This window comes from Duganella sp. GW822-FHT06D06 (assembly GCF_058799615.1).
Window position 1 is genome coordinate 251468 of the sequence record NZ_JBXALQ010000007.1, and the last position, 21968, is coordinate 273435.

At 65.2% G+C, this 21968-nt stretch carries 21 protein-coding genes; 6 read left to right on the forward strand and 15 right to left on the reverse strand.

Annotated elements, in window-relative coordinates:
• The first annotated feature begins 13 nt into the window (after window positions 1-13).
• The 3 genes from AC1RMD_RS15635 to AC1RMD_RS15645 are packed head-to-tail and all read left to right on the forward strand — an operon-like array spanning window position 14 to window position 4247.
• Window positions 14-1501, forward strand: a complete 1488-nt coding sequence (locus AC1RMD_RS15635) for an aldehyde dehydrogenase (protein WP_492927594.1) — start codon at window positions 14-16, stop codon at window positions 1499-1501.
• Between the two features lie 44 nt (window positions 1502-1545).
• Window positions 1546-2883 carry a glutamine synthetase family protein gene (locus tag AC1RMD_RS15640; RefSeq protein ID WP_492927595.1) on the forward strand — a complete coding sequence of 446 codons (1338 nt, stop codon included), beginning with the start codon at window positions 1546-1548 and terminating at the stop codon, window positions 2881-2883.
• 2 nt (window positions 2884-2885) lie between these two features.
• The gene (locus AC1RMD_RS15645; RefSeq protein WP_492927596.1) at window positions 2886-4247 is read left to right on the forward strand and encodes an aspartate aminotransferase family protein; all 1362 of its coding nucleotides are present in this window, start codon (window positions 2886-2888) and stop codon (window positions 4245-4247) included.
• Here AC1RMD_RS15645 and panB read toward each other — a convergent pair.
• From panB to AC1RMD_RS15675, 6 genes are all read right to left on the reverse strand, one after another.
• Window positions 4244-5095, reverse strand: a complete 852-nt coding sequence (gene panB, locus AC1RMD_RS15650) for a 3-methyl-2-oxobutanoate hydroxymethyltransferase (protein WP_492927597.1) — start codon at window positions 5093-5095, stop codon at window positions 4244-4246. The genes AC1RMD_RS15645 and panB overlap by 4 nt on opposite strands.
• Window positions 5096-5190: 95 nt before the next feature.
• Window positions 5191-5706, reverse strand: a complete 516-nt coding sequence (gene folK, locus AC1RMD_RS15655) for a 2-amino-4-hydroxy-6-hydroxymethyldihydropteridine diphosphokinase (RefSeq protein WP_492927598.1) — start codon at window positions 5704-5706, stop codon at window positions 5191-5193.
• A gap of 18 nt (window positions 5707-5724) precedes the next feature.
• Complete coding sequence (pcnB, locus tag AC1RMD_RS15660) at window positions 5725-7116, reverse strand: polynucleotide adenylyltransferase PcnB (RefSeq protein ID WP_492927599.1); 1392 nt, start codon at window positions 7114-7116, stop codon at window positions 5725-5727.
• Window positions 7109-7780: a histidinol-phosphatase gene (locus AC1RMD_RS15665; RefSeq protein ID WP_492927600.1), complete on the reverse strand. Its 672-nt coding sequence runs from the start codon at window positions 7778-7780 to the stop codon at window positions 7109-7111. The genes pcnB and AC1RMD_RS15665 overlap by 8 nt, the downstream gene beginning before the upstream one ends.
• A 10-nt stretch (window positions 7781-7790) precedes the next feature.
• On the reverse strand, window positions 7791-8477 hold the full coding sequence (gene hda, locus AC1RMD_RS15670) for a DnaA regulatory inactivator Hda (protein ID WP_492927601.1): 687 nt from the start codon (window positions 8475-8477) through the stop codon (window positions 7791-7793).
• Between the two features lie 48 nt (window positions 8478-8525).
• Entirely contained in the window at window positions 8526-9620 is a 1095-nt protein-coding gene (locus AC1RMD_RS15675) for an AI-2E family transporter (protein ID WP_492927602.1), read from the reverse strand.
• Window positions 9621-9781: 161 nt separating this feature from the next.
• Here AC1RMD_RS15675 and purM point away from each other — a divergent pair, with 161 nt between their 5' ends.
• Entirely contained in the window at window positions 9782-10825 is a 1044-nt protein-coding gene (purM, locus tag AC1RMD_RS15680; RefSeq protein WP_492927603.1) for a phosphoribosylformylglycinamidine cyclo-ligase, read from the forward strand.
• Window positions 10826-10897: 72 nt separating this feature from the next.
• Window positions 10898-12097: an alkaline phosphatase family protein gene (locus AC1RMD_RS15685; RefSeq protein WP_492927604.1), complete on the forward strand. Its 1200-nt coding sequence runs from the start codon at window positions 10898-10900 to the stop codon at window positions 12095-12097.
• A 36-nt stretch (window positions 12098-12133) separates the two neighbouring features.
• Here the strand turns inward: AC1RMD_RS15685 and AC1RMD_RS15690 are convergent, their stop codons facing one another.
• A complete protein-coding gene (locus tag AC1RMD_RS15690; RefSeq protein ID WP_492927605.1) occupies window positions 12134-12526 on the reverse strand; it encodes an STY0301 family protein in 393 nt (130 codons plus the stop codon).
• Window positions 12523-12891, reverse strand: a complete 369-nt coding sequence (locus AC1RMD_RS15695; protein WP_492927606.1) for a BPSL0067 family protein — start codon at window positions 12889-12891, stop codon at window positions 12523-12525. The genes AC1RMD_RS15690 and AC1RMD_RS15695 overlap by 4 nt, the downstream gene beginning before the upstream one ends.
• A gap of 452 nt (window positions 12892-13343) precedes the next feature.
• Between AC1RMD_RS15695 and AC1RMD_RS15700 the strand changes: the two genes are divergently transcribed.
• Window positions 13344-13640, forward strand: coding sequence for a HigA family addiction module antitoxin (locus tag AC1RMD_RS15700; RefSeq protein ID WP_492927607.1), 297 nt, complete (start codon window positions 13344-13346; stop codon window positions 13638-13640).
• Window positions 13641-13670: 30 nt separating this feature from the next.
• On the opposite strand, the gene AC1RMD_RS15705 is transcribed toward AC1RMD_RS15700, so the two are convergent.
• The 7 genes from AC1RMD_RS15705 to AC1RMD_RS15735 form a co-directional block, all read right to left on the reverse strand.
• Window positions 13671-13946 carry a hypothetical protein gene (locus AC1RMD_RS15705; protein WP_492927608.1) on the reverse strand — a complete coding sequence of 92 codons (276 nt, stop codon included), beginning with the start codon at window positions 13944-13946 and terminating at the stop codon, window positions 13671-13673.
• A 9-nt stretch (window positions 13947-13955) separates the two neighbouring features.
• Window positions 13956-15170 (reverse strand): 6-phosphofructokinase, encoded by a 1215-nt coding sequence (locus AC1RMD_RS15710; protein WP_492927609.1) that lies wholly within the window; start codon window positions 15168-15170, stop codon window positions 13956-13958.
• Between the two features lie 57 nt (window positions 15171-15227).
• Entirely contained in the window at window positions 15228-17237 is a 2010-nt protein-coding gene (locus AC1RMD_RS15715) for an alpha/beta hydrolase family protein (protein ID WP_492927610.1), read from the reverse strand.
• Between the two features lie 72 nt (window positions 17238-17309).
• The gene (locus AC1RMD_RS15720) at window positions 17310-19364 is read right to left on the reverse strand and encodes a sodium:solute symporter family protein (RefSeq protein WP_492927611.1); all 2055 of its coding nucleotides are present in this window, start codon (window positions 19362-19364) and stop codon (window positions 17310-17312) included.
• Window positions 19361-19630, reverse strand: coding sequence for a DUF4212 domain-containing protein (locus tag AC1RMD_RS15725; RefSeq protein WP_492927612.1), 270 nt, complete (start codon window positions 19628-19630; stop codon window positions 19361-19363). The genes AC1RMD_RS15720 and AC1RMD_RS15725 overlap by 4 nt, the downstream gene beginning before the upstream one ends.
• Before the next feature lie 2 nt (window positions 19631-19632).
• Complete coding sequence (locus AC1RMD_RS15730) at window positions 19633-21168, reverse strand: sensor histidine kinase (protein ID WP_492927613.1); 1536 nt, start codon at window positions 21166-21168, stop codon at window positions 19633-19635.
• Window positions 21165-21845, reverse strand: coding sequence for a response regulator (locus AC1RMD_RS15735; RefSeq protein WP_492927614.1), 681 nt, complete (start codon window positions 21843-21845; stop codon window positions 21165-21167). Before AC1RMD_RS15735 ends, AC1RMD_RS15730 begins: the two co-directional genes overlap by 4 nt.
• Between the last annotated feature and the right edge of the window lie 123 nt (window positions 21846-21968).

The following is a 21968-nucleotide window of genomic DNA, read 5'->3' on the forward strand; positions in this document are numbered from 1 at the left end:
AGTGGAGACGAATATGACGACAACATCGTGGCACGAGCGGGCGAGCAGCCTGCAAATCGACGGCCGCGCCTTCATCGGCGGCGAGCGCGTTTGGGCCAAATCCGAACAGCAGTTTGAAAACCTGTCGCCGATCGACGGCCGCAAGCTGGGTATGGTGGCGCGCTGCGACGGCGCCGATGCCGATCTGGCGGTGGCTGCGGCACGTGCCGCATTCGAAGACCGCCGCTGGGCTGGAAAATCGCCGGCGCAACGCAAGCGCACGCTGATCAAGTTTGCGGACCTGGTGCAGAAATATGGCCCGGAACTGGCGCTGCTTGAAACGCTGGACATGGGCAAACCAATCAAATACAGCCAGAGCGTGGACGTGGGCGCTACCGCCAACTGCCTGCGCTGGTACGGCGAGGCGATCGACAAGATCTACGACGAGATCGCGCCGACGGCGGCCAACAGCTTGGCGCTGATCACGCGCGAGCCGGTCGGCGTGGTGGCGGCCATCGTGCCGTGGAACTATCCGATGATCATGGCCGCGTGGAAGATCGCGCCTGCGCTGGCCGCCGGGAACAGCGTGGTGCTCAAGCCCTCCGAGAAGTCGCCGCTGACGGCGTTGCGGCTGGCGGAGATCGCGCTGGAGGCGGGCATTCCGCCGGGCGTGTTCAATGTGCTGCCTGGCTACGGCCACGAAGCCGGCGCCGCGCTGGGCCTGCACATGGACGTGGACTGCATCGGCTTCACCGGTTCCACTCGTATCGGCAAGCAGATTTTGCAGATGGCCGGGCAGTCCAACCTGAAACGGGCCTGGACTGAGTTGGGCGGCAAGTCGGCCAATATCGTTTGCGCTGATTGTCCGGACCTGGACAAGGCGGTGGAAGCGGCCATCGGCTCCATCTACTTCAACCAGGGCGAGAGCTGCAACGCGCCTTCGCGGCTGTTTGTGGAAGCGTCGATCAAGGAGCAGTTCCTCGAAAAAGCGATGGCGATGATGCCGGCCTTCCAGCCCGGCGATCCGCTCGACGAGAACACCGTCATGGGCGCCATCGTCGATGCGACGCAGTTGAAGACGGTGTTGGGCTACATCGAAGCCGGCCAATCGGGCGGCGCCAAGCTGCTGTCCGGTGGACGCCAGGCGCGCACCGACACCGGCGGCTACTACGTCGAGCCGACGCTGTTCGACCAGGTCGACAGCAGCATGACCATCGCGCGCGAAGAGATCTTCGGGCCGGTGCTGTCGGTGCTGAGCTTTACCGACGTGAAGGATGCGGTCAAGCAAGCCAACGCCACGCCCTACGGCTTGCAGGCCGCCGTGTGGACGGCCGATATCAGCAAGGCGATCCAGACCGCACGTGCGCTGCGTGCCGGCACCGTGCACGTCAATCAGTATGACGGTGACGACATCACCGTGCCGTTCGGCGGCTACAAACAGTCCGGCAATGGCCGCGACAAGTCGCTGCACGCTTTCGACAAATACACCGAGCTGAAAACCACATGGATACAAATCGGCTAGACAGTACGAAGACGCGTTATCTCGACCGCTTCCAGGAGCAAGCAATGAGCCAGGCCATGAAGGATTTTCTACGTGACCGCAATATTCACGAAGTGGAGTGCGTGATCGCCGACATGACCGGCATCGCCCGCGGCAAGATCCTGCCCAAGGACCTGTTCCTCAGCGAAGGCGAGATGCGCCTGCCCAAGAGCGTGTTGCTCAACACCGTCAACGGCGAGCAGCCCAACAATCTTCCCTATACCGGCGCCACCGATCCCGACATGATCTGCGTGCCCGACCTGGCCACGCTGCGGCAGGTGCCGTGGGCGGCGGAGAACGTCGCGCTGGTGATCCACGATTGCCAGAACTTCGACGGTTCGCCGGTCGGCCTGTCGCCGCGCGCCGTGCTGCGCAAGGTGCTCAAGCTGTATGCGGAACGCGGCTGGCAGCCGGTGGTGGCGCCGGAGATGGAGTTCTACCTGGTCGCGCGCAGCAGCAATCCGCATGAGCCATTGACGCCACCGCTGGGGCGCAGCGGCAAGACGGAATCCGGCCGCCAGTCGTATTCGATCGACGCCGTCAACGATTTCGATCCCTTCTTCCTGGAGCTATCCACCTTCTGCAAGCAGCACGAACTGGGTGTGGAGACGCTGATCCACGAAGCGGGCGCCGGTCAGATGGAGATCAACTTCACGCACGGCGAGGCGCTGGAACTGGCCGACCGCGTGTTCCTGTTCAAGCGCGCGGTGCGGGAGACGGCGCTGCGGCACGGGATCTTCGCCACCTTCATGGCCAAGCCGATGGAGACCGAGCCCGGCAGCGCGATGCATATCCACCAGAGCATATTGGACGCCGCGACCGGCGCCAACATCTTCAGCCGCACCGACGGTGAGGCCAGCGATTTGTTCTTCAACTATATCGCGGGGCTGGAGCAGTACGCGGCGGCGGCCACGCTGCTGTTTGCGCCGCACGTGAATTCGTATCGGCGGCTGTCGCGCTTCATGTCGGCGCCGACCAATGTGCATTGGGGTTACGACAACCGCACTTGCGGCATTCGCATTCCGAACTCCGCACCGCTCAACCGGCGGGTGGAGAACCGTGTGCCGGGCGTGGACGTCAATCCCTATCTGGCGATGGCCGCCACGCTGGCCTGCGGCTATCTCGGCATGACGCAAGGCTTGACGCCATCGCCGCCGACCGCCGACAGCGCCGAGCATGTGCACGACCAGCTGCCGCGCAACCTGGAGGACGCCATTCTGCGCCTGCGCGAATGCCAGCCGCTGAGCGAGATCCTGGGCGAGTTGTTCGTGCAGGCCTTCTGCGAAGTGAAGGAGCTGGAATTCGCCACCTACAGCCGCGTGATCAGCTCATGGGAGCGCGAGCACTTGATGCTGCTGGTGTAAACATGGCCGGCACCCGCGACGGCTTGAACTGGCCCCGCGCGCAAGCGCTGGCCGCCGCCGAACGCGCCAGCTACATCGCGCGCAATCCCGAATCGGCGCTATTGGCGGGGCAGGCCGCGCAGCACTTGCTGTTCGGCGTGCCGATGCACTGGATGAACGACTGGTCCACGCCGTTCGCGCTGACGGTGCGTGAAGCATCGGGCGCGCGCTTCCGCGACGCCGACGGCCACGAATATATCGACTTCTGCCTCGGCGACACCGGCGCCATGTTCGGCCACGCGCCGCAGCCGGTGGCGCAGGCGATAGCGCGCCAGGCCGCGCGCGGCTACACCGCCATGCTGCCGTCGGAGGATGCGGCGCCGGTGGCGGCGGAACTGGCGCGGCGTTTCGGCCTGCCGTACTGGCAGTTCGCCCTGTCCGCGTCGGACGCCAACCGCTTCGTGCTGCGATGGCTGCGCGCCGCGACTGGCCGCAGCAAGGTGCTGGTCTTCAACGGCTGCTATCACGGTACGGTGGACGACGTGTTCGTCGATCTGGTGGACGGCGTGCCGACGCAGCGCGACAGCCTGCTCGGCCAGGTGCACAGGCTGACGGATCACACGGTGGTGGTTGAGTTCAATGACTTGCCGGCGCTGGAGGCGGCGCTAAAGCAGGGCGACATCGCCTGCGTGCTGGCCGAGCCGGTGATGACCAACATCGGCATGGTGTTGCCGCAGCCGGGCTATTGGGAGGCCGCGCAGCAGCTCATCAAGCGCCACGGCAGCCTGCTGGTGATCGACGAGACGCACACCATCAGCAGCGGCCCCGGAGGCTACGCGCAAGCGCACGGCATGCAGCCGGACGCGCTGGTGGTCGGCAAGCCAATCGGCGGAGGTATTCCTTGCGCGGTCTATGGATTCCCGGAGGAGTTGGCGCGACGGGTGGAGCAGGCCAAGCACGATGCGCCGCCTGGCCACTCCGGCGTCGGCACCACGCTGAGCGCCAACATGTTCGCGATGGCCGCGATGCGCGCCAACCTTGAGCAAGTGATGACTGAGCAGGCCTACCAGCACATGTTCGCGCTGGCGGGCCAATTGGCGGAAGGCCTGCGCGACGTGATCGCTCGCCACAAACTGCCGTGGTGCGTCACCCAAATCGGCGCCCGCACCGAATTCCAGTTCGCGCCCACCGCGCCGCAAAACGGGACGCAGGCGCAAGCGATACTGGACAGCGACCTTGAACAGATCATCCACCTCTACCTGCTCAACCGCGGCCTGCTGATCACGCCGTTCCACAACATGCTGCTGGTGTGCCCCTGCACCAGCGAGAACGACATCAGTCAGCTGCTGTCCGCGTTTGAGGACTGCGTCAAGCAACTCGTTTAGAAACAGTGCTCCAGCGCCGGGAAGCTGCCGTCCTTGACGGCGGTGACGTAGGCGGTGACGGCGGCGTCGATGCTGGTCTGGCCTTCCATGAAGTTCTTCACGAAACGCGCCTTGCGGCCCGGGAACACGCCCAGCAGATCGTGCATCACCAGCACCTGGCCCGAGCAGTCGGGACCCGCGCCGATGCCGATGGTCGGCACCGACAGCAGCTCGGTGACTTCCTTGCCCAGCTGCGCAGGGATGGCTTCCAGCAGCACCATCGCGGCGCCGGCGGCCTGCATCTTCAATGCGTCCGCCTTCAGCAGCTCGGCGCTTTCGATGGTCTTGCCTTGTACCTTGTAGCCACCCAGCTGGTGCACCGATTGCGGCGTCAGGCCGAGGTGGGCGCAGACCGGTACCGCGCGGTCGGTCAGGAAGCGTACGGTGTCGGCCAGCCAGGCGCCGCCTTCCAGTTTGACGATATGCGCGCCCGCCTGCATCAGCTGCACGGAGTTGGCGTACGCGGTTTCCGGCGTGCCATAGGCGCCGAACGGCAAATCGGCCATGATCATCGCCGATTTGCTGCCGCGCGCGACGGCGGCGGTGTGATATGCCACTTCGGCCACCGTCACCGGCAGCGTCGACTGGTGGCCGTTGCAGACCATGCCCAGCGAATCGCCGATCAGCAGGATTTCGACGCCGCAGCGGTCCATCAGCGAGGCGAAGCTGGCGTCGTAGCAGGTCAGCATGGAGATTTTTTCACCGGCCGCGCGCAGGGTTGCCAGCGTGGAGATGGTGACTGCCTTGTTGGCGACCGCTTTGGCCGGTGCAGGTGCGGTGGTGGCGGCAGGCTTCTGGCTCGCGGCCATTTCGTTTCCTTGCAAATAACCAGACATGGGAAATCCTTTAAAGATGTGATGACACGGCGATAGTGTAGTCCTGAATGCTATCGCGTGCAGGGGAGTCAAATAATGGGGCTGATGCCCTGATCGGCTACCGCGGCGGCATAGTCCTGCGCCGCGCCGCGACCGGGAATATGGATGGCCGGGGCCAGTTCCAGCAGCGGCACCAGCACGAAGGCGCGTTCCGTCATGCGCGGATGCGGCACCGTCAGCGTGGCGCTGGCGATCTGCTGGTCGCCGTACAGCAGCAGGTCCAGGTCCAGTGTGCGCGGGGCGTTGCGGTAGGGCCGTTCGCGGCCGTGCGCCTGCTCGATGCCGTGCAGCGCCTGCAGCAGCGCTTCGGCGTCCAGCGTGGTGGCGATGCGGGCCACGGCGTTGATGTAGTCGTCGCCGCTCGAATCGATCGGCGCGGTGCGGTACAGGCCCGACGCCGCCATCAGCGTGCAGCCGGGCAGGCCTTGCAGGCGCTCCAGCGCGTCGGCCACGTTGCCGCGCGCGTCGCCCAGGTTGGCGCCGATGCCGATGTAGGCGATGGTGAAGGCGAAGCCATCTTCACCTGCTTTGCCGATGATGCTCATGATGCGTGGCGGTGCAGCTTATTCCGCGCCGCCGCCGTCGCCGCCGGCATTGCCGCCAGCGTTGCCGCCTTCGCCGCCCTTGCTGCGGCCACCGCGACGCGGTGCGCGCTTGCGCTTGGCGCCGGCGGCGCCCGCCGGCTGGTTGGCCGTGGCGATCAGGTCTTCGCGGGTGGCTTCGTCGCCTTCATAGAACGCGGTCCACCATTCGCCCAACTCGGCGTCGATCTCGCCCGAGGCGCAGCGCAGCAGCAGGAAGTCGTAGCCGGCGCGGAAGCGCAGGTGCTCCAGCAGCTTGTGCGGCGACTTGCCGCTGCGGCGCTCGAAGCGCGGCTGCATCGACCAGATGTCGCGCATGTCGGAGCCGATCTTGCGCTGCAAGGCCAGCTTCTCGGTTTGCGAATCGAGCACGTCGTCGGCCGCCAGGTGCAGCGCAGGGATGGTCTGCTCGCCGGCGGCGCGGTAGGCGGTCCACTTCTCCAGCACCTGGTGCCACAGCAGCGACGCAAACAGGAAGCCCGGCGACACCGTCTTGCCGGCGTGGATGCGGGAGTCGGTCGAGTCGAGCGCCAGCGTCACGAACTTGAAGCCCAGCGGCTGCTCCAGCACCACGTCCAGCAGCGGCAGCAGGCCGTGATGCAGGCCTTCCTTGCGCAGCTGCTGCAGGCAGGCCAGCGCCTGGCCGCTCATCAACAGCTTGAGCATCTCGTCGAACACGCGCGCCGCAGGCACGTTGTCGATCAGCGAAGCCATGACCGGGATCGGCGCGCCGGTATTCGGTTCGATGGTGAATTTGAGCTTGGCGGCGAAGCGCACCACGCGCAGCATGCGCACCGGGTCTTCGCGGTAGCGCGCTTCCGGCTGGCCGATGATGCGCAGCGTCTTGGCGCGGATGTCTTCCACCCCGCCGTGGTAGTCCAGCACCTGCTGGTTGGCCGGGTTGTAGTACATGGCGTTGATGGTGAAGTCGCGGCGCACCGCGTCTTCCGCCTGCGAGCCGAAGGTGTTGTCGCGCAGGACGCGGCCATGTTCGTCCTTGGGCGCGTTGTCCAGCGTGGTGCCGCGGAAGGTGGTCACCTCCAGCAAATCCTGGCCGAACATCACGTGCACGATCTGGAACCGTTTGCCGATGATGAAGGCGCGGCGGAACAGGCGCTTGACCTGCTCCGGCGTGGCGTTGGTGGCGATGTCGAAGTCTTTCGGCTTCACACCCAGCAGCAGGTCGCGCACGGCGCCGCCGACCACGAAGGCTTCGTAGCCCGCTTCCTGCAGGGTGCTGGTGACGCGCACCGCGTTCGACGACAGCAGGCGCGGATCGATGCCGTGGGCTTCAGGGCCCAGTATCACCGGCGTGCTGGTGTCGCGTGCCTTGCTCTTGGTGCCGAGGATTTTGCGGATCAGTTTCTTAATCATTGAATAGGTCAATTAATGGCCAGCCTTGGGCTGTGGCGTGCGTTTTCAGTGCGGCGTTGGGGTTGGTCGCCACCGGATGGCTGACGATGGACATCAGCGGCAGGTCGTTGTGCGAATCGCTGTAGAAGTGGACGGTGCCGAAGTCTTCCAGCTTCTTGTCCATCTTCGCCAGCCAGGCCTTGGTGTGCGTGACCTTGCCCGCGCCCTGGGTCGGCGTGCCGAGCAGCCTGCCGGTCAGCTTGCCGTCGGCGTCGGTTTCCGGCATGGCCGCGATCAGGTGCTCCACGCCCAGCGCCCGGGCGATCGGCGCGGTGACGAAGTGGTTGGTGGCGGTGACGATGGCCACCAGGTCGCCGGCGTCGACGTGCTTTTGCAGCAGCGCGCGCGCCGAAGGGCGGATCGCCGGCAGCACCACTTCGGCCATGTACTGCTCCTGCATCGCCTGCAGGCGCTCGCGCGGGAACGAGGCCAGGGTGCCGAGCGAAAACTCCAGGTACTCCACCGGGTCCAGCGTGCCGGCCTGGTACTGGGCGAAGAATTCATCGTTGCGGCGGGCGAATTCGGCGGCGTCCACGGCGCCGATGCGTACCAGGAACTGACCCCACTCGTAGTCGGAGTCGATCGGCAGCAGCGTGTGGTCGAGGTCAAATAAGGCTAAGTTCATGCAGGATTCGTCATTCTTTAGCTTCCGCCTGCAACCACTCGCGCAACAGCGGCAAGGTGATCGGGCGTTGGGTTTCGAGGGAATATTGGTCCAGCGAGTCCAGCATCGTCGACAACGACCGCATGTCGCGCTGAAAATGGGACAGCAAGTAGGGTATCACGCCGGGCGACAGCGTCAAGCCGCGGGCGGTGGCGGCGGCCGTCAGCGCGGCCACCTTTTCGTCGTCGGTCAGGCCGTGGACCTGGTAGATCAGGCCCCAGCCCATGCGGGTGCGCAGGTCCTCGCGCACCGGCAGCACCGCCGGCGCCACCGCGCCGCTGCACACCATGAAGGCGTTGTTGGCGCGGATTTCATTGAACAGCGCGAAGGCGTCGATCTGCGCCAGCGGCGACAGCTTTTCGCAGTCGTCCAGCAGGTACAGGTCCACCTCCGGCGAGTAGACGAATTCGGACTCGATGGAAAACGGCGAGATATAGCGCGCGCGCAGCTGCTCGGCTTCGCCGCCGGCGCTGGCCAAGGCCTTGAGCAGATGGGTCTTGCCGACGCCGCCCGCGCCCCACAGATAGGCGAAGTGCTCGCGCGACGTGCGGTCGGCGAACTGCGCCATCAGCGCTGCCGCTTCGGCATTCTGTCCCACCTCGAACGATGCGAGGCTGTGCGCCTGGTCCGCGCCTAAATCGAGCACCAGCTGTTTCATGGCGTACGCCTGTTTATGATCTTTTGCATAACGTTTTTCTGTTCCACGTCACGCATTATAGAAGCTGCTGCTCAGGTAGTGGCGGCGCAGATGCTTAAATGCCACCATCAGCACCGCCGAAGCGGGCAGTGCCAGCAGCACGCCGACGAAGCCGAACAGCTGGCCGAACGCCAATAAAGCGAAAATCACCGCCAGCGGATTGAGGCCGATGCGCTCGCCCACCAGGCGCGGCGTGAGGAAAAAGCCTTCGATCACCTGGCCGGCGCCATAGATGATCGCCACCGCGATCACGCCGCTCCAGTCGGAAAACTGCAGCACCGCCGAAATCAGCGCCAGCACCAGGCCCAGGCCGAAGCCCAGGTAGGGGATGAACACCAGCAGGCCGGTGATGATGCCGACCGGCAGCGCGACGTCGAAGCCGGCGATCGCCAGCGCCACCGAGTAGTACACCGCCAGCACGAACATCACCAGCAGCTGGCCGCGCAGGTACTGGGCCAGCAGGGTGTCGACTTCCTCGGCCATGTCCATGGTGGCGACTATCCAGCGCCGCGGCACGCAGCCGGCGATACGGGCCAGCATCGGGTGCCAGTCCAGCAGCAGGTAGAACAGCACCACCGGGATCAGCACCAAGGTGGCGATCCAGCCCAGCACCGCGGTGCCGCCCACGCGCGCCGAATTGAGCACCGCGCTCCAGATCTCCTCGCCGCTGGTGGACATCTGCTGCGACACCAGCTTCTTGATGCCGGCGCTGTCGAGCCGCACCTTGACGCCCATTTCCTGCAATTTGGGACCCAGCAGGTCGTTGGCCTTGGCCAGGAAGGCGGGGATCTGCGCCTGCAGCAGCGGAATTTCCTTTTGCAGCACCGGCACCACGATCAGCACCAGGGCGGAGATGGCGGCGAAGAACAGCACCACCACCAGCAGCACGGCCAGCGCGCGCGGCACCCGCATCGTCAGGCGACCGCGCCGAACCTGCAGACGGTCGAGGAAATCGACGCCCGGATTGAGCGCGTAAGCGAGGATGGCGGCAGCCAGGAAGGGCGTCAGCACCGGTCCCAAAGTGACCAGCAACAGGAAGAATGCTGCCCAAACCGCTACCCAGAATGCCGTTTGCTTTTGCTCTACCGAGAGGGGAAATGGCATGGAAAGTGATTTAGATGGTTAAAAACGGCTGTTGGACGGGGCATTTTGATAAAATAGCGGATTGACCGGGTTGTTGTGCAGCTTTTTGCGCATTTTCGTAACTTTTTGCTACGAAACAGGTCTCCGCCTTCTATTTTACCGCCTCCGCTGCGAAATACACCATGAGCCAAACTTCTAATGTTTCCCTGTCCTACCGTGACGCCGGCGTCGATATCGACGCAGGCGACGCTTTAGTCGAAGCGATCAAGCCTTTTGCCAAGCGCACCATGCGCGAAGGCGTGATGGGCGGCTTGGGCGGTTTCGGCGCCATGTTCGAGATCAGCAAGAAGTACAAGGAGCCGGTCCTGGTCTCCGGTACCGACGGCGTGGGTACCAAGCTGAAACTGGCGTTCGAGCTGAACCGCCACGACACGGTCGGCATCGACCTGGTCGCGATGAGCGTCAACGACATCCTGGTGCAGGGCGCCGAGCCGCTGTTCTTCCTCGACTACTTCGCCTGCGGCAAGCTGGACGTGGCCATCGCGACCGACGTCATCAAGGGCATCGCCCAGGGTTGCGAACAAGCCGGTTGCGCGCTGATCGGCGGCGAAACGGCGGAAATGCCATCGATGTACCCGGCCGGTGAATACGACCTGGCCGGTTTCGCGGTCGGCGCGGTGGAAAAATCGGCCATCATCGACGGCACCAAGATCGCTCCGGGCGACGTCATCCTGGGCCTGGCCTCGTCGGGCGTGCACTCCAACGGTTACTCGCTGGTGCGCAAGATCATCGAAGTGGCCAAGCCGGACCTGGACGGCGACTTCCACGGTCGCAAGCTGGCCGACGTGCTGATGCAGCCTACCCGCATCTACGTCAAGCCGCTGCTGGCGCTGATGGCCTCGATGGAAGTCAAGGGCATGGTGCACATCACCGGCGGCGGCCTGGTCGAGAACATCCCGCGCGTGCTGCAGCCTGGCCTGGTGGCCGAGCTGAACGGCAAATCGTGGACCATGCCTCCGCTGTTCGCCTGGCTGCAGCAGCACGGCGGCGTCGCCGACGCTGAAATGCACCGCGTGTTCAACTGCGGCATCGGCATGACCGTCATCGTGTCGAAAGAAAACGCTGCCGCCGCCATCGCCCAGCTGGAAGCGGCCGGCGAAACCGTCTACACCATCGGCGCGATCCGCGCCCGTGTCGGCGACGAACACCAGACCATCGTTGTTTAAGCGATAGTTAATTCCCAAAAGCGGACCACGCCCCGGCGTCGTCCGCTTTTTTTACGCCTGGACCCCTGAACCATGAAACCGACCTTGAAAAAACTGCTGTTGCTGCTGGCCGTGAGCTGCTGCGCGACGGCGCACGCCGCACCGTTGACGATCCTGGTGTCGATCGACGGCATGCGGCCCGAATACCTGGAGCGCGGCGTCACGCCCGAGCTGAACCGGCTGGCCGCCGGCGGCGCGCGGGCGGTGGCGATGCGGCCGTCGTTTCCCTCGATCACCTTCCCGAACCACTACACGCTGGTGACCGGGCTGCGGCCCGACCATCACGGCGTGGTCGACAATAATATGGAAGACGCGGCCATTCCCGGCGTGCGTTTCAGCCTGGATAATCCAGCCGCCGTCACCGACCGCCGCTGGTGGGACCAGGCCGAGCCGGTGTGGGTGACGGCCGAGCTGCACGGCATCCGTTCCGGCACCATGTTCTGGCCCGGATCGGAAGCGGCGATCCGCGGCGTGCGGCCGACGGTGGCGCCGCAGTTCGACGGCAAGCTGCCGGCGACCAAGCGTACCGAGCGGCTGCTGTCGTGGCTGGGCCGGGCGGACGTGGAACCGCTGGGCTTCGCCACCTTGTACTTTGACGATGTCGACCACGCCGGCCACACTTACGGTCCCGCCGCCGAGCAGACCACGGCGGCGGTGGCGCTGGTGGACCGTGCCATCGGCCAGCTGCTGGACGGCCTGGCCAAGCGCCAGCTGGACGCCAACATCGTCATCGTCTCCGATCACGGCATGGCGCCGGTGAGCCTCGAACGCGTGGTGCGCATGGACCGGCTGCTGCCGGAGGGCAGCTACCGCAAGGTGGTCAGCGGTCCATATGCCGGCATGGAAGCGATGCCCGGCCGCGAGGAGCAACTGGCCGCGGCGCTGCTCAAGCCGCAGCAGCACATGCAGTGCTGGCGCAAGGGCGAGCTGCCGGCGCGGCTGGCGTATGGACGCAATGCGCGCGTGCCGGCCTTTCTCTGCCTGGCCGAGACCGGCTGGATGTTGACCTTCAGCGACAAGGCGCTCGGCAAGGCTGGCGCGCACGGCTACGACAACATCGCGCCGGAGATGGGCGCCATCTTCATCGCCGCCGGCCCGGCCTTCAAGCCGGGCGTGGTGCTGCCGGCGTTCGACAACGTCGACGTCTATCCGTTGCTGATGCGTTTGCTGAAGCTGGCGCCGCTGCCGTCCGACGGCGACATCACGCCACTGCTGCCGGCGCTGGCGCCTTAGTGTCGCTTTGGCGGACCGGCAGGTTTTTTCCGCAGGCTATCTGCAAGAAAAAATAAACAACCGGTCCGCTTGGCTTGAGGTCGCCGTGCAGCGTTTCACCGCTGGCGCCTCCATTCTCAAAAAACGCTCGGTTCCGCTGAACAGGCAATCAAACTTGTAGGCGTATTTTGGTGCATCGGCGTTCATGCGCCATGTTTGCAGGAGCTTGCCATCGCGTTCCTGTTCCTCGTCAGGCGCCATGATAGGCAAAGGGCCGGCGTCGTCAATCTTTTCACCGGCTGGATGGGACAGTACTCGCACCGATTCAAGCTTGGCATTTCCCAAGCCCCATGAACTGGGGGCGAAAGCAGGGCAGGCCAACGGCTTGGCAAGTACAGGTGCCGTCATGAAAAGCGCTGCTGCCGTAAAAAGACGGAGTGCGGTATTCATTCGACGACCGAATAGAGTTCTGGCCGCTGTGCCGCACCGATTTTGCTTGACCTGCCAAAGCGGATGATGCGTTCCACCGGCTTATGCGTGCGCCATTGGTCGAAGACGACGATGCCGCCTGGGACTGCCTTGACGAATATAGCTGCGTGATTGCCGTGTGAGTGGTTTTGGTATCTGCCTTTGACAAACGTGGCGATAACAGTGCCGGAGGCTATTCGGTTGGACTTCACTAACTCAGCCACCTTTTCGCCTTCAGACCATAACGATGCCGCCGGCGCGCTGGAAAATGCCTTCACCAAGGTCACGCATTGGCCATTGCCAACCAGCTCTTTTTGATCTGCATAATTGCGGGCGATGTAGGGCATGATGAGCTCCTCTGACTTGGAACTCAAATCCTAGCGTGGCAGTGTAATTTGGTCTTGAGCTAAGTTAATCTAAGCCGTGCCTGCTTGCGTTGGTCCGGCGGAGCCGATGGCGACATCACACCGCTGCTGCCGACCCTCGCCGTGGTGTAAGCTGGAGTCAAAAGACTGAACTGGATACCGCCCGCGCCGGCCTGCTGGAAGACATTGAACGTGAGGGGCGTGTCTATGGCCGATGATGTAGTCTATGCCGCATCGGGAATTAGTGGCGTTTCGCGCCACTGCGCCGGTGAAGATCTTCCAAGTCGATATTAGTCAGCTCACCGAACGCAGCAAACCTTTATGTCGGATTTCTTTGGCCTGAAAACTCATGACAGTATCCTCGGCGCGGTTGACGGCGTGCGGCTTTGCTCCTACCATGAAAAATCAGGATCCGACTGGTACTGGAGGCGAACATGATCACTATGCACCCCGGCGAATATCTTTTTCTGTCCTATGTCGAACCGCACAAAATTAGCCATGAAGAGTTGGCTGACCGCTTGGGGCTGCCATTGCAGGGAGTGGAAGGTTTGCTTGCCCAAGAAATCGCCTTGACGGCGGAAATGGCGGTACGGCTCGAACTGGTGTTCGATCGATCTGCCATGTCATGGATGGATATGCAGGCTGCGCATGACGTGATGCAGGCAAGAAAAAAGGTCGATACCGCTACGGTTCGACCTTTCGTTTTTCCTGCCAGGGCAGACGCGGCATGAGCGTCTGAGCCAAGTTAATTCCTGCGGCAACTACTTGCGCGGTTCCGGCGGTGGCGGCATGCCGCCTTCGGGCACGGCGACGACGCCTTCACGCATCTTCTTGCAGACGCCTTTGACGTCCTCGCCGCGCCGGCCCTTGAACGTGACCTTGACGCCTTCGGCCTTGCCCTTGCAGGCGTCGATCGCTTCCTGCGGCGGGCCGCGCTTGCCGTCGGGCGGCGGTGGCTGGTTGGCGTTCTGCGCCGAGGCGCCCAGCGCCGCACTGGCCAGCACGGCCAGCAGCATGCTGCGTTTGAATAGTCCCATCGTCGTCTCCTATTTCTTCAGAATTTTTTCCACCGGCGACGGCCGCAGGCGGAACGCGTCCGGCATGCCGGAACCCAGCAGCGGCCGCAGGTACATGCGGAAGGCGTCGGTCACGTCGGTGCCGCTGGCGCTGATGAACTCGTCCTCCATCACGCGCGTCTTGCCGGCCACGTCGGACAGCGCCATCAGCTCGTAATCGACCGAGTAGAAACCGGTGCGCTTGATCGCCACCGAGCCGTCGCGCCCGCCCCACATGGCGAACTGCACCGCCTTCTCGCCGACCTCGCGCGCTTCGCGCTGGTCCACGTCCGACACGCAGCCGATGAACGAGCGTTGCAGATAGCCGAAGGTGTCGCCGCGCACGCGTTTGATGCCCAGCTTGGCCTTGATCTCGTCGCACAGCAGATCGGCCAGCGCGCCGGTGCCGGACAGCTGCACGTTGCCGTGCGCGTCGCGTTCGACTTCCTTGGCCAGCAGGCTGGCGATCGGTTCGCCGGACGCGTCGTGGATGCCCTCGGACACGGCGATCACGCAGCGGCCATAGCGTGCATACGTGGCTTTGACGTCGGCCAGGAACTGCTCCAGCGAGAACACCCGCTCCGGCAGGTAGATCAGGTGCGGGCCGTCGTCTGGGAACTTCTTGCCCAGCGCCGAGGCGGCCGTCAGGAAGCCGGCATGGCGGCCCATCACCACGCCCACGTACACGCCCGGCAGCGCGGCGTTGTCCAGGTTGGCGCCGGCGAAGGCCTGGGCGACAAAGCGCGCCGCCGACGGGAAGCCCGGCGTGTGGTCGCTGCCGACCAGGTCGTTGTCGATGGTCTTGGGGATGTGGATGCTGCGCAGCGGATAGCCGGCCTGCTGCGCCTGCTCACTGACGATGCGCACCGTGTCCGACGAATCGTTGCCGCCGATGTAGTAGAACTGCTCGATCTGATGCGCGCGCAAGACCTTGAAGATTTCCTCGCAATAGGCCAGGTCCGGCTTGTCGCGGGTCGAGCCCAGCGCCGACGACGGCGTGGCCGCCACCAGCTCCAGGTTGTGGCTGGTCTCACGGGTCAGGTCGACCAGGTCTTCGTTGATGATGCCGCGCACGCCATGCAGCGCGCCGTAGACGCGGGTGACGTCGCGGAAGCGGCGCGCCTCCAGCACCACCCCCGCCAGCGACTGGTTGATGACGGCGGTCGGCCCGCCTCCCTGTGCGACCAAGATTTTTCCCGACGACATGCGCGCTCCTCCGTAGACGTTGAACAGGTTTGCTGCAACGAGACTATAGCGCGACTTTCAGTGCGCGCCGATATTCTTGTCGAGGAATTTCTCGACCCGGTTCCAGAAGTCGAAGCGGGTTTTCGGCAGCGCCCAGCCGTGGCCTTCGTCCGGGTACTCGACCCATTCGACGTTCGGGTTGGTCTGCTTGACCGCCTTGTAGAACTTGGTGCCGTGCGGCAGCGGCACGCGCATGTCGGCGCCGCCGTAGGCCAACAGCAGCGGCTGCTTGATGCGCGCCGCCTGCAACAGCGGCGAGGTGGCCTTCAACTGCTCGGCATCCTTGACCGGGTCGCCGACCAGTTCCACCATGCCGTACTGCCGCCAGCCGTCCGAAAAGTCCGACACATAGGCCCAGTGGCCGTCGTGCATCAGGTTGATGTCGGTGACGCCCAGCCAGTCGATACCGCATTTAAACAGGTCGGGATCGTTGATCAGGCCCATCAGTGTGGCGTAGCCGCCGTAGCTGGCGCCGGCGATGCAGATGCGCTTGGGATCGACGGTGCCCTGGGCGATCGCCCAGCGCGCGCCGTCGGCGATATCGTCCTGCATCTTCAAGCCCCATTGCTTCCAGCCGGCGCGATAGTGGCGCACGCCGAAGCCGCGGCTGCCGCGGTATTCCGGCTCCAGCACCGCATAGCCGCGCGAGGCCAGGAATTGCGAGTCCGGCTCCCACGCCAGGTCGCCGCCGCGCACATACGGACCGCCGTGCACCAGCACCACCAGCGGCAGGTTCTTGCCGCTGCCTTGCGGCACGGTCAGCCAGGCCGGGATCTCGAGGCCGTCGCGCGCCTTGTAGTGCACCATGATCTTGTGCGCCATCTGGGTCGGCTGGATGGTCGGGTAGCTGGCGCCGATGGCGGTCAGCTGCTTGCTGTCGCGGTTGTACAGGAAGCTGCGCGACGGCCACACGTCGCTGAAGGCGCGCACCTGCAGCCACGGCGCCTGCGGCCGCGACGGCGGCGTCAGCAGGTTGATGGTGTTGGGCAGCATGGTGTCGATTTTTTCCTGCATCTCCTTCATGGCCGGGTCGAACCACACGGTGCCGGCGGCATCGGTCTGGTAGCGCACGCCCAGCATCTTGTGCTGGTCCATGATCAGTTCGCCGCGGAAGTCGTAGCCGTCCAGCTTGACGATGGGCTGCTCGGAGACCGTGTTGGTGGCGAGGTCGTAGCTGTGCACCGACGCCAGGTCGGTGTTCTTGTTGAGGATCACGTACAGCGTGCCGTCCGGCCCGAACGCCAGCGGCGTGAAGGCGCCCTTGCCGCCGGTGTAGCTGTCGAAGCCGGTCAGCTTGCGCCAGGCGTTGGTGGCCGGATCGCGGTACCAGATTTCGCTGGTGCGGTCTTTCGAGGTGACCGTCAGGCGCGGTTCGCCCTTGTTGTCCAGCAGCCAGCTCATGCTGTTGCCGGGACGGGCGACGGTGCTGGCCACGCGGCCGGTCAGGGTGTTGATGCGTTGCAGGTCGACGTAGTCCAGCTGGCCGGGGCCGCTGATGCTCTTGTTGAGCACGTACATATACTCGGAGTCCTGCGGGCCGTCCTGGTCCAGCATGAAGGTATGCCAGGGCAGCAGCTCGCGCGCCTGTGAACTGACGGGGCCGCTGCTGATGAAGGGCAGGCCGCTGCGCATCGCCAGCTGGCGGAAGGCGGTGCCGTCGCGGTTGATCGCGTACAGGCCGGGCGCGTAGCGCTGGTCGCCCTGGGCCAGCTGGTGGTCGGCGGCGGTGAAGGCCAGGCGGTCGTCGTTAATCCACTGGAACTTGCCGATGTCGGCGTCGCTGAAGCTGCCCACCACCTTGACCGTGTTCGCGCCCAGTTCCACCACGGCCAGGCGGTCGCGCTTGTCCTTGGAGCCGACCTTCACGGCCAGGTATTTGCCGCTGGGCGAAAGCAGCGCGCCGCTGAACTCGGGATTGCCGAAAAAATCCTCGACCGATGGGCGGGCCGGTGGCGCGTCGGCGGCCTGGGCGGCATGGAAGGACAGGCCGATGGCGCAGGCCAGCAGCAGGATGGTGCGAAGTTTCATAGGCGGTCTCGAAATAAGCTGTGCCGGAACAATAGCATCAAGTTATCAAATCCGCCACGTGGGCCATGTATCTTAAAGTTCCGGCGCCCGGATGTAGTCGACCAGAGCGCCGGTCTGGCGCTCCGGCGCCGGCGTCAACAGGCTGACCGCGAGCATCGTCAGCAGGCCGGCCGGCACGCCGAAGATGCCGGCCGAGATGGGCGCGATGTGGAACCACTGGCCGGCCGCGCTGCCGCCCAGGATGGGATTGGCGTGCAACATGTAGTACAGGCAGACCGCGAAGCCGGTCGCCATGCCGGCCACCGCGCCCTGGTAGTTGGCGCGCTTCCAGAACACGCCCAGCACCAGCGCCGGGAACAACGCCGAGGCCGCCAGCGAGAAGGCCGCGCCCACCAGCGACAGAATGTCGCCCGGCTTTTGCGAGGCGCCGTAGGCGGCGATGAAGGCCACGCCCAGCAGCAGCAGCTTGGAGATGGTGACCCGCTTCTGGGTCGAGGCGCTGCGGTCGACCAGCTTGTAGTAGATGTCGTGCGACAGCGCGTTGGAGATCGCCAGCAGCAGGCCGTCGGCGGTCGACAGCGCGGCGGCCAGCCCGCCCGCCGCCACCAGGCCGGACACCACGTAGGGCAGGCCGGCGATTTCCGGCGTGGCCAGCACCAGCACGTCGGCGTCGATGGTGATCTCGGCCAGCTGCACGATGCCGTCGTGGTTGATGTCGCTGATGCTGAACAGCGGATTGGCCTTGTCCACATTGGCCCAGTACGACACCCAGTTGGGCAGGTGCGCAAAGTCGGTGCCGACCAGCGCGCTGTAGATGTCGTACTTGACCAGCACCGCCAGCGCCGGGATGGTCAGGTAGATCAGCAGGATGAAGAACAGCGTCCAGAACACCGAGACGCGGGTCTCGTGCACCGACGGCGTGGTGTAGGAGCGCATCAGGATGTGCGGCAGCGCGGCCGTGCCCAGCATCAGGCAGAACACCAGCGCCAGGAAGTTGTTGCGCTTGATGTCGGAGGTCTCGGCGTCGCCGGGGTAGGGCGTGGCGTGCGGCGTGATCGGTTCGGCGCGGGCCAGGTTCTGCGCGCGCGACTCGGCCCAGCTGCGCGCGGCTTCGTCGGCGCTTTTCGGATAGGCGATCAGGGTCCGCTCGGCGTTGCGGATCTCCAGCAGCGACGCGTTGCGCAGCTTGACGCGGTCGAGCGTGCGCTGGACGTCGGCGCGGCCGGTCTCCCACGACGCCGGCAGGGCGCGGATGCGGGCGTCGAATTCGTCGGCGCGCTGGCGGAAGATGGCGCGCACCTCGGCTTCCTTGGGATCGTTCTGCAGCACGTTTTCGAGCGCGCCCAGCTTGGGCAGCAGCTTGCCGTAGGCCACCTGCGGTATCGGATTGTCGGTGTGCTTGCCGGACAACCAGACCGCCGGCATCAAAAAGGCCACCAGGATGATGATGTACTGCGCCACCTGGGTCCAGGTGATGGCGCGCATGCCGCCGAGGAAGGAACACACCAGGATGCTGGCCAGGCCGAGGAAGATGCCGACCGAGAAATCGACGCCGGTGAAGCGCGAGGCGATCAGTCCGACCGCGTAGATCTGCGCCACCACGTAGGTGAAGGAGACGATGATGGTGGCCGCCACCGCCAGGATGCGCACCGCGCGTCCGCCGCGGCCGTCGCCGTCGCCGCCGCCGTAGCGGGCCGCCAGGAAATCGGGGATGGTGTACTGGCTGAACTTGCGCAGATACGGCGCGATCAGCAGCGCCACCAGGCAGTAGCCGCCGGTCCAGCCCATGATGTAGGCCAGGCCGTCGAAGCCGTGCAGGTACAGGCCGCCGGCCAGGCTGATGAAGCTGGCGGCGGAGATCCAGTCGGCGGCGGTGGCCATGCCGTTGAACATGGCCGGCACGCGCCGCCCGGCCACATAGTATTCGAGCACGTTGGAGGTGCGGCTGAGCACGCCGATCGACGCGTACAGCACGATGGTGGCGAACATGAACAGGTAGCCGATCCAGTTGCGCGACATGCCTTCCTGCTCCAGCACCGAGAGCGCGACCAGGAAGCAGGCGAAGCCGGCCGTGAAGAGCAGGTAGTAGTTGCGCAGGCGCTGGAAGAGGGTGCGGGTCGCCTTCACGCGCGGCGCCCCTGCATGGCTGCGCGGTCGAGCTTGCGCATGCGCCAGGCGTACACGGCCAGGATGGCCAGGTAGACCAGCGACGCGCCCTGCGCCGCCAGGTAGAACGACAGCGGCCAGCCGAACACGCTCAGGCCGGCCAGTTCGCGCGCGAAGTAGGCGGCGCAGAAACCGGTGGCCAGCCAGACCAGCAGCAGGATGGCGGACAGGCGGCGCGTCTTGCGCCAGTGCTGTTCGCGGCTGAGCGGGGCTGCGGGTTTATTCATGGTTATCCATAATACGGTTGCTCGTCGTCTTGTTCCGGCGGGCGCGGCGGCAGCGGGAAGGTCAGCCGGAACAGCGCGCCCGGCAGCTTGGACTGCTGCGCGCGCGGGTTGTTGTAGATGTCGACTTCGGCGCCGTGCTGCTGGGCGATCTCGCGCACGATGGCAAGGCCCAGGCCGCTGCCCTCGGCCTTGTTGCCGAGGATGCGGTAGAAACGCTCGAACACCCGCGCGCGTTCGGCCTGGGCGATGCCCGGCCCGGTGTCCTCGACTTCCAGGTAGCCGTGCTCCTCGTCGCCGCGCACCCGCACGGTGACGCTGCCGCCGGCCGGCGTGTAGCGCAGCGCGTTGTCGATGAGGTTGGACAGCAGCTCGCGCAGCATGGTCGGGTTGCCGACGATCTGCACCGGCGCGGCCGGCGCCTCGTAGCCGAGGTCGATGCGCTGCGCGAACGAGGCCGGCACCCAGTCCTGCACCGCGCTGCGCGCCAGCTCCGACAATTCCAGCGGCAGCAGGGCGGCGCCGGCCTGCGGCTGGTTCTCGGCGCGGGCCAGGGCCAGCAATTGATTGACCAGGCGGGTGGCCGCCTCCGAGCTCTTGGCCAGTTGCTCCAGCGAGCGGTGGATTTCGCCGCTGTCGGTCTGGCGCAGCGCCAGCTCGGACTGCATGCGCATGCCCGCCAGCGGCGTGCGCATCTGGTGCGCGGCGTCGGCGATGAAGCGTTTCTGCATCTCGATCGACAACGACAGCCGCGCCAGCATGTCGTTGAGCGAATTGACCAGCGGCGAGATTTCCTCCGGCACCTGGTTGGAGGCGATCGGACTGAGATCGTCCGAGCTGCGCGCGCGTATCCGCTCCTGCAACTGCGCCAGCGGCGACAGCCCGCGCGACAGCGCAAACCACACCAGGGCCAGCACGATCGGCAGGATGATGAACTGCGGCAGGATCACGCCCTTGATGATGGCGTTGGCCAGCTGGCCGCGTTTTTCCAGCGTCTCGGCCACCTGCACCAGCGCCAGCTGCGGTTCGTCGCCGATATTGTGTTCCAGCCGCACGTAGGCGTAGGCCACGCGCACCGACGTGCCGTGCATATTGTCGTTGCGGAAGCGCACGCTGCCGCGCGGCTTGTCGTCTTCGTCGATGACCGGCTGCGGCAGGTCGCGGTCGCCGTCCACGTGCTCGCCGCGCGGGCCCTGGATCTGGAAGTAGACGTTGTCGACATCGTCGGCGCGCAGGATGTCGCGGGCCGGGCCGGACAGGCCCTTGATGACCTTGCCGTCCACCGCGCGCACCTGCTGCGCCAGCACGGTGACGCTGTCTTCCAGCGCATGGTCGAACGGCTGGTTGGCGATGGACTTGGCCACCAGGTAGGTGATCGCGATGCTCATCGGCCACAGCAGCAGCAGCGGCGCCAGCATCCAGTCCAGGATTTCGCCGAACAGCGAGTGCTGGATGCCTTCGTCCGCTTCGGGCGCCGGCGGCTGGTATTCCAGATCCTTGGCCAGGTCCGGCGGCACATGCGGTGCGGCCGGCGGCGTCACTTGGAAGCGTCCGGATATTTTTCGAGGCAGTAGCCGAGGCCGCGCACGGTGGCGATGCGGATGCCGCCGATCTCGATCTTCTTGCGCAGCCGGTGCACATAGACTTCGATGGCGTTGTTGCTCACTTCCTCGCCCCACTCGCACAGGTGGTCGACCAGCTGTTCCTTGGACACCAGCCGGCCGCTGCGGGCCAGCAGGATTTCCAGCAGGCCCAGCTCGCGCGCCGACAGGTCCAGCATCTGCTCGTTGATGTAGGCGCTGCGGCCGACCTGGTCGTAGCTCAGCGGCCCGTGCCTGACCACGGTGGCGCCGCCGCCGGCGCCGCGCCGGGTCAGCGCCCGCACCCGCGCCTCCAGCTCGGACAGCGCGAAGGGCTTGGCCATGTAGTCGTCGGCGCCCAGGTCGAGGCCGTTGACGCGCTGCTCGATCGAGTCGGCCGCCGTCAAAATCAGCACCGGCAGCAGCGAGGAGCGCGCGCGCAGCCGGCGCAACACTTCCAGTCCGGACAGCTTGGGCAGGCCCAGGTCGAGGATCAGCAGGTCGAATTCCTGGGTCGAGAGGGCGGTGTCGGCTTCCTGGCCGTTGCTGACGCAATCGATGGCGTAGCCGGACTGGCGCAGCGAGCGGGTCAGGCCGTCGGCCAGCACGCTGTCGTCCTCGGCAAGTAAAATTCGCATAATGTAGACACTCCAACACTCCGGCTGCAGAAGCTCCTATTGTGTTTCATTTCGCGCAAGGTGGCGAGTTTTTGTGCAATCTCAAAATTGTTTAAAAATCGTGCTTGCATTAAGCACTGTTTT

Excerpts from the sequence above, each read along its gene's own strand:
- AC1RMD_RS15635 (WP_492927594.1), top strand. The coding sequence starts at position 14 with ATGACGACAACATCGTGGCACGAGCGGGCGAGCAGCCTGCAAATCGAC.
- AC1RMD_RS15640 (WP_492927595.1), top strand. The coding sequence starts at position 1,546 with ATGAGCCAGGCCATGAAGGATTTTCTACGTGACCGCAATATTCACGAA.
- AC1RMD_RS15645 (WP_492927596.1), top strand. The coding sequence starts at position 2,886 with ATGGCCGGCACCCGCGACGGCTTGAACTGGCCCCGCGCGCAAGCGCTG.
- panB (WP_492927597.1), bottom strand. The coding sequence starts at position 5,095 with ATGGCCGCGAGCCAGAAGCCTGCCGCCACCACCGCACCTGCACCGGCC.
- folK (WP_492927598.1), bottom strand. The coding sequence starts at position 5,706 with ATGAGCATCATCGGCAAAGCAGGTGAAGATGGCTTCGCCTTCACCATC.
- pcnB (WP_492927599.1), bottom strand. The coding sequence starts at position 7,116 with ATGATTAAGAAACTGATCCGCAAAATCCTCGGCACCAAGAGCAAGGCA.
- AC1RMD_RS15665 (WP_492927600.1), bottom strand. The coding sequence starts at position 7,780 with ATGAACTTAGCCTTATTTGACCTCGACCACACGCTGCTGCCGATCGAC.
- hda (WP_492927601.1), bottom strand. The coding sequence starts at position 8,477 with ATGAAACAGCTGGTGCTCGATTTAGGCGCGGACCAGGCGCACAGCCTC.
- AC1RMD_RS15675 (WP_492927602.1), bottom strand. The coding sequence starts at position 9,620 with ATGCCATTTCCCCTCTCGGTAGAGCAAAAGCAAACGGCATTCTGGGTA.
- purM (WP_492927603.1), top strand. The coding sequence starts at position 9,782 with ATGAGCCAAACTTCTAATGTTTCCCTGTCCTACCGTGACGCCGGCGTC.
- AC1RMD_RS15685 (WP_492927604.1), top strand. The coding sequence starts at position 10,898 with ATGAAACCGACCTTGAAAAAACTGCTGTTGCTGCTGGCCGTGAGCTGC.
- AC1RMD_RS15690 (WP_492927605.1), bottom strand. The coding sequence starts at position 12,526 with ATGAATACCGCACTCCGTCTTTTTACGGCAGCAGCGCTTTTCATGACG.
- AC1RMD_RS15695 (WP_492927606.1), bottom strand. The coding sequence starts at position 12,891 with ATGCCCTACATCGCCCGCAATTATGCAGATCAAAAAGAGCTGGTTGGC.
- AC1RMD_RS15700 (WP_492927607.1), top strand. The coding sequence starts at position 13,344 with ATGATCACTATGCACCCCGGCGAATATCTTTTTCTGTCCTATGTCGAA.
- AC1RMD_RS15705 (WP_492927608.1), bottom strand. The coding sequence starts at position 13,946 with ATGGGACTATTCAAACGCAGCATGCTGCTGGCCGTGCTGGCCAGTGCG.
- AC1RMD_RS15710 (WP_492927609.1), bottom strand. The coding sequence starts at position 15,170 with ATGTCGTCGGGAAAAATCTTGGTCGCACAGGGAGGCGGGCCGACCGCC.
- AC1RMD_RS15715 (WP_492927610.1), bottom strand. The coding sequence starts at position 17,237 with ATGAAACTTCGCACCATCCTGCTGCTGGCCTGCGCCATCGGCCTGTCC.
- AC1RMD_RS15725 (WP_492927612.1), bottom strand. The coding sequence starts at position 19,630 with ATGAATAAACCCGCAGCCCCGCTCAGCCGCGAACAGCACTGGCGCAAG.
- AC1RMD_RS15735 (WP_492927614.1), bottom strand. The coding sequence starts at position 21,845 with ATGCGAATTTTACTTGCCGAGGACGACAGCGTGCTGGCCGACGGCCTG.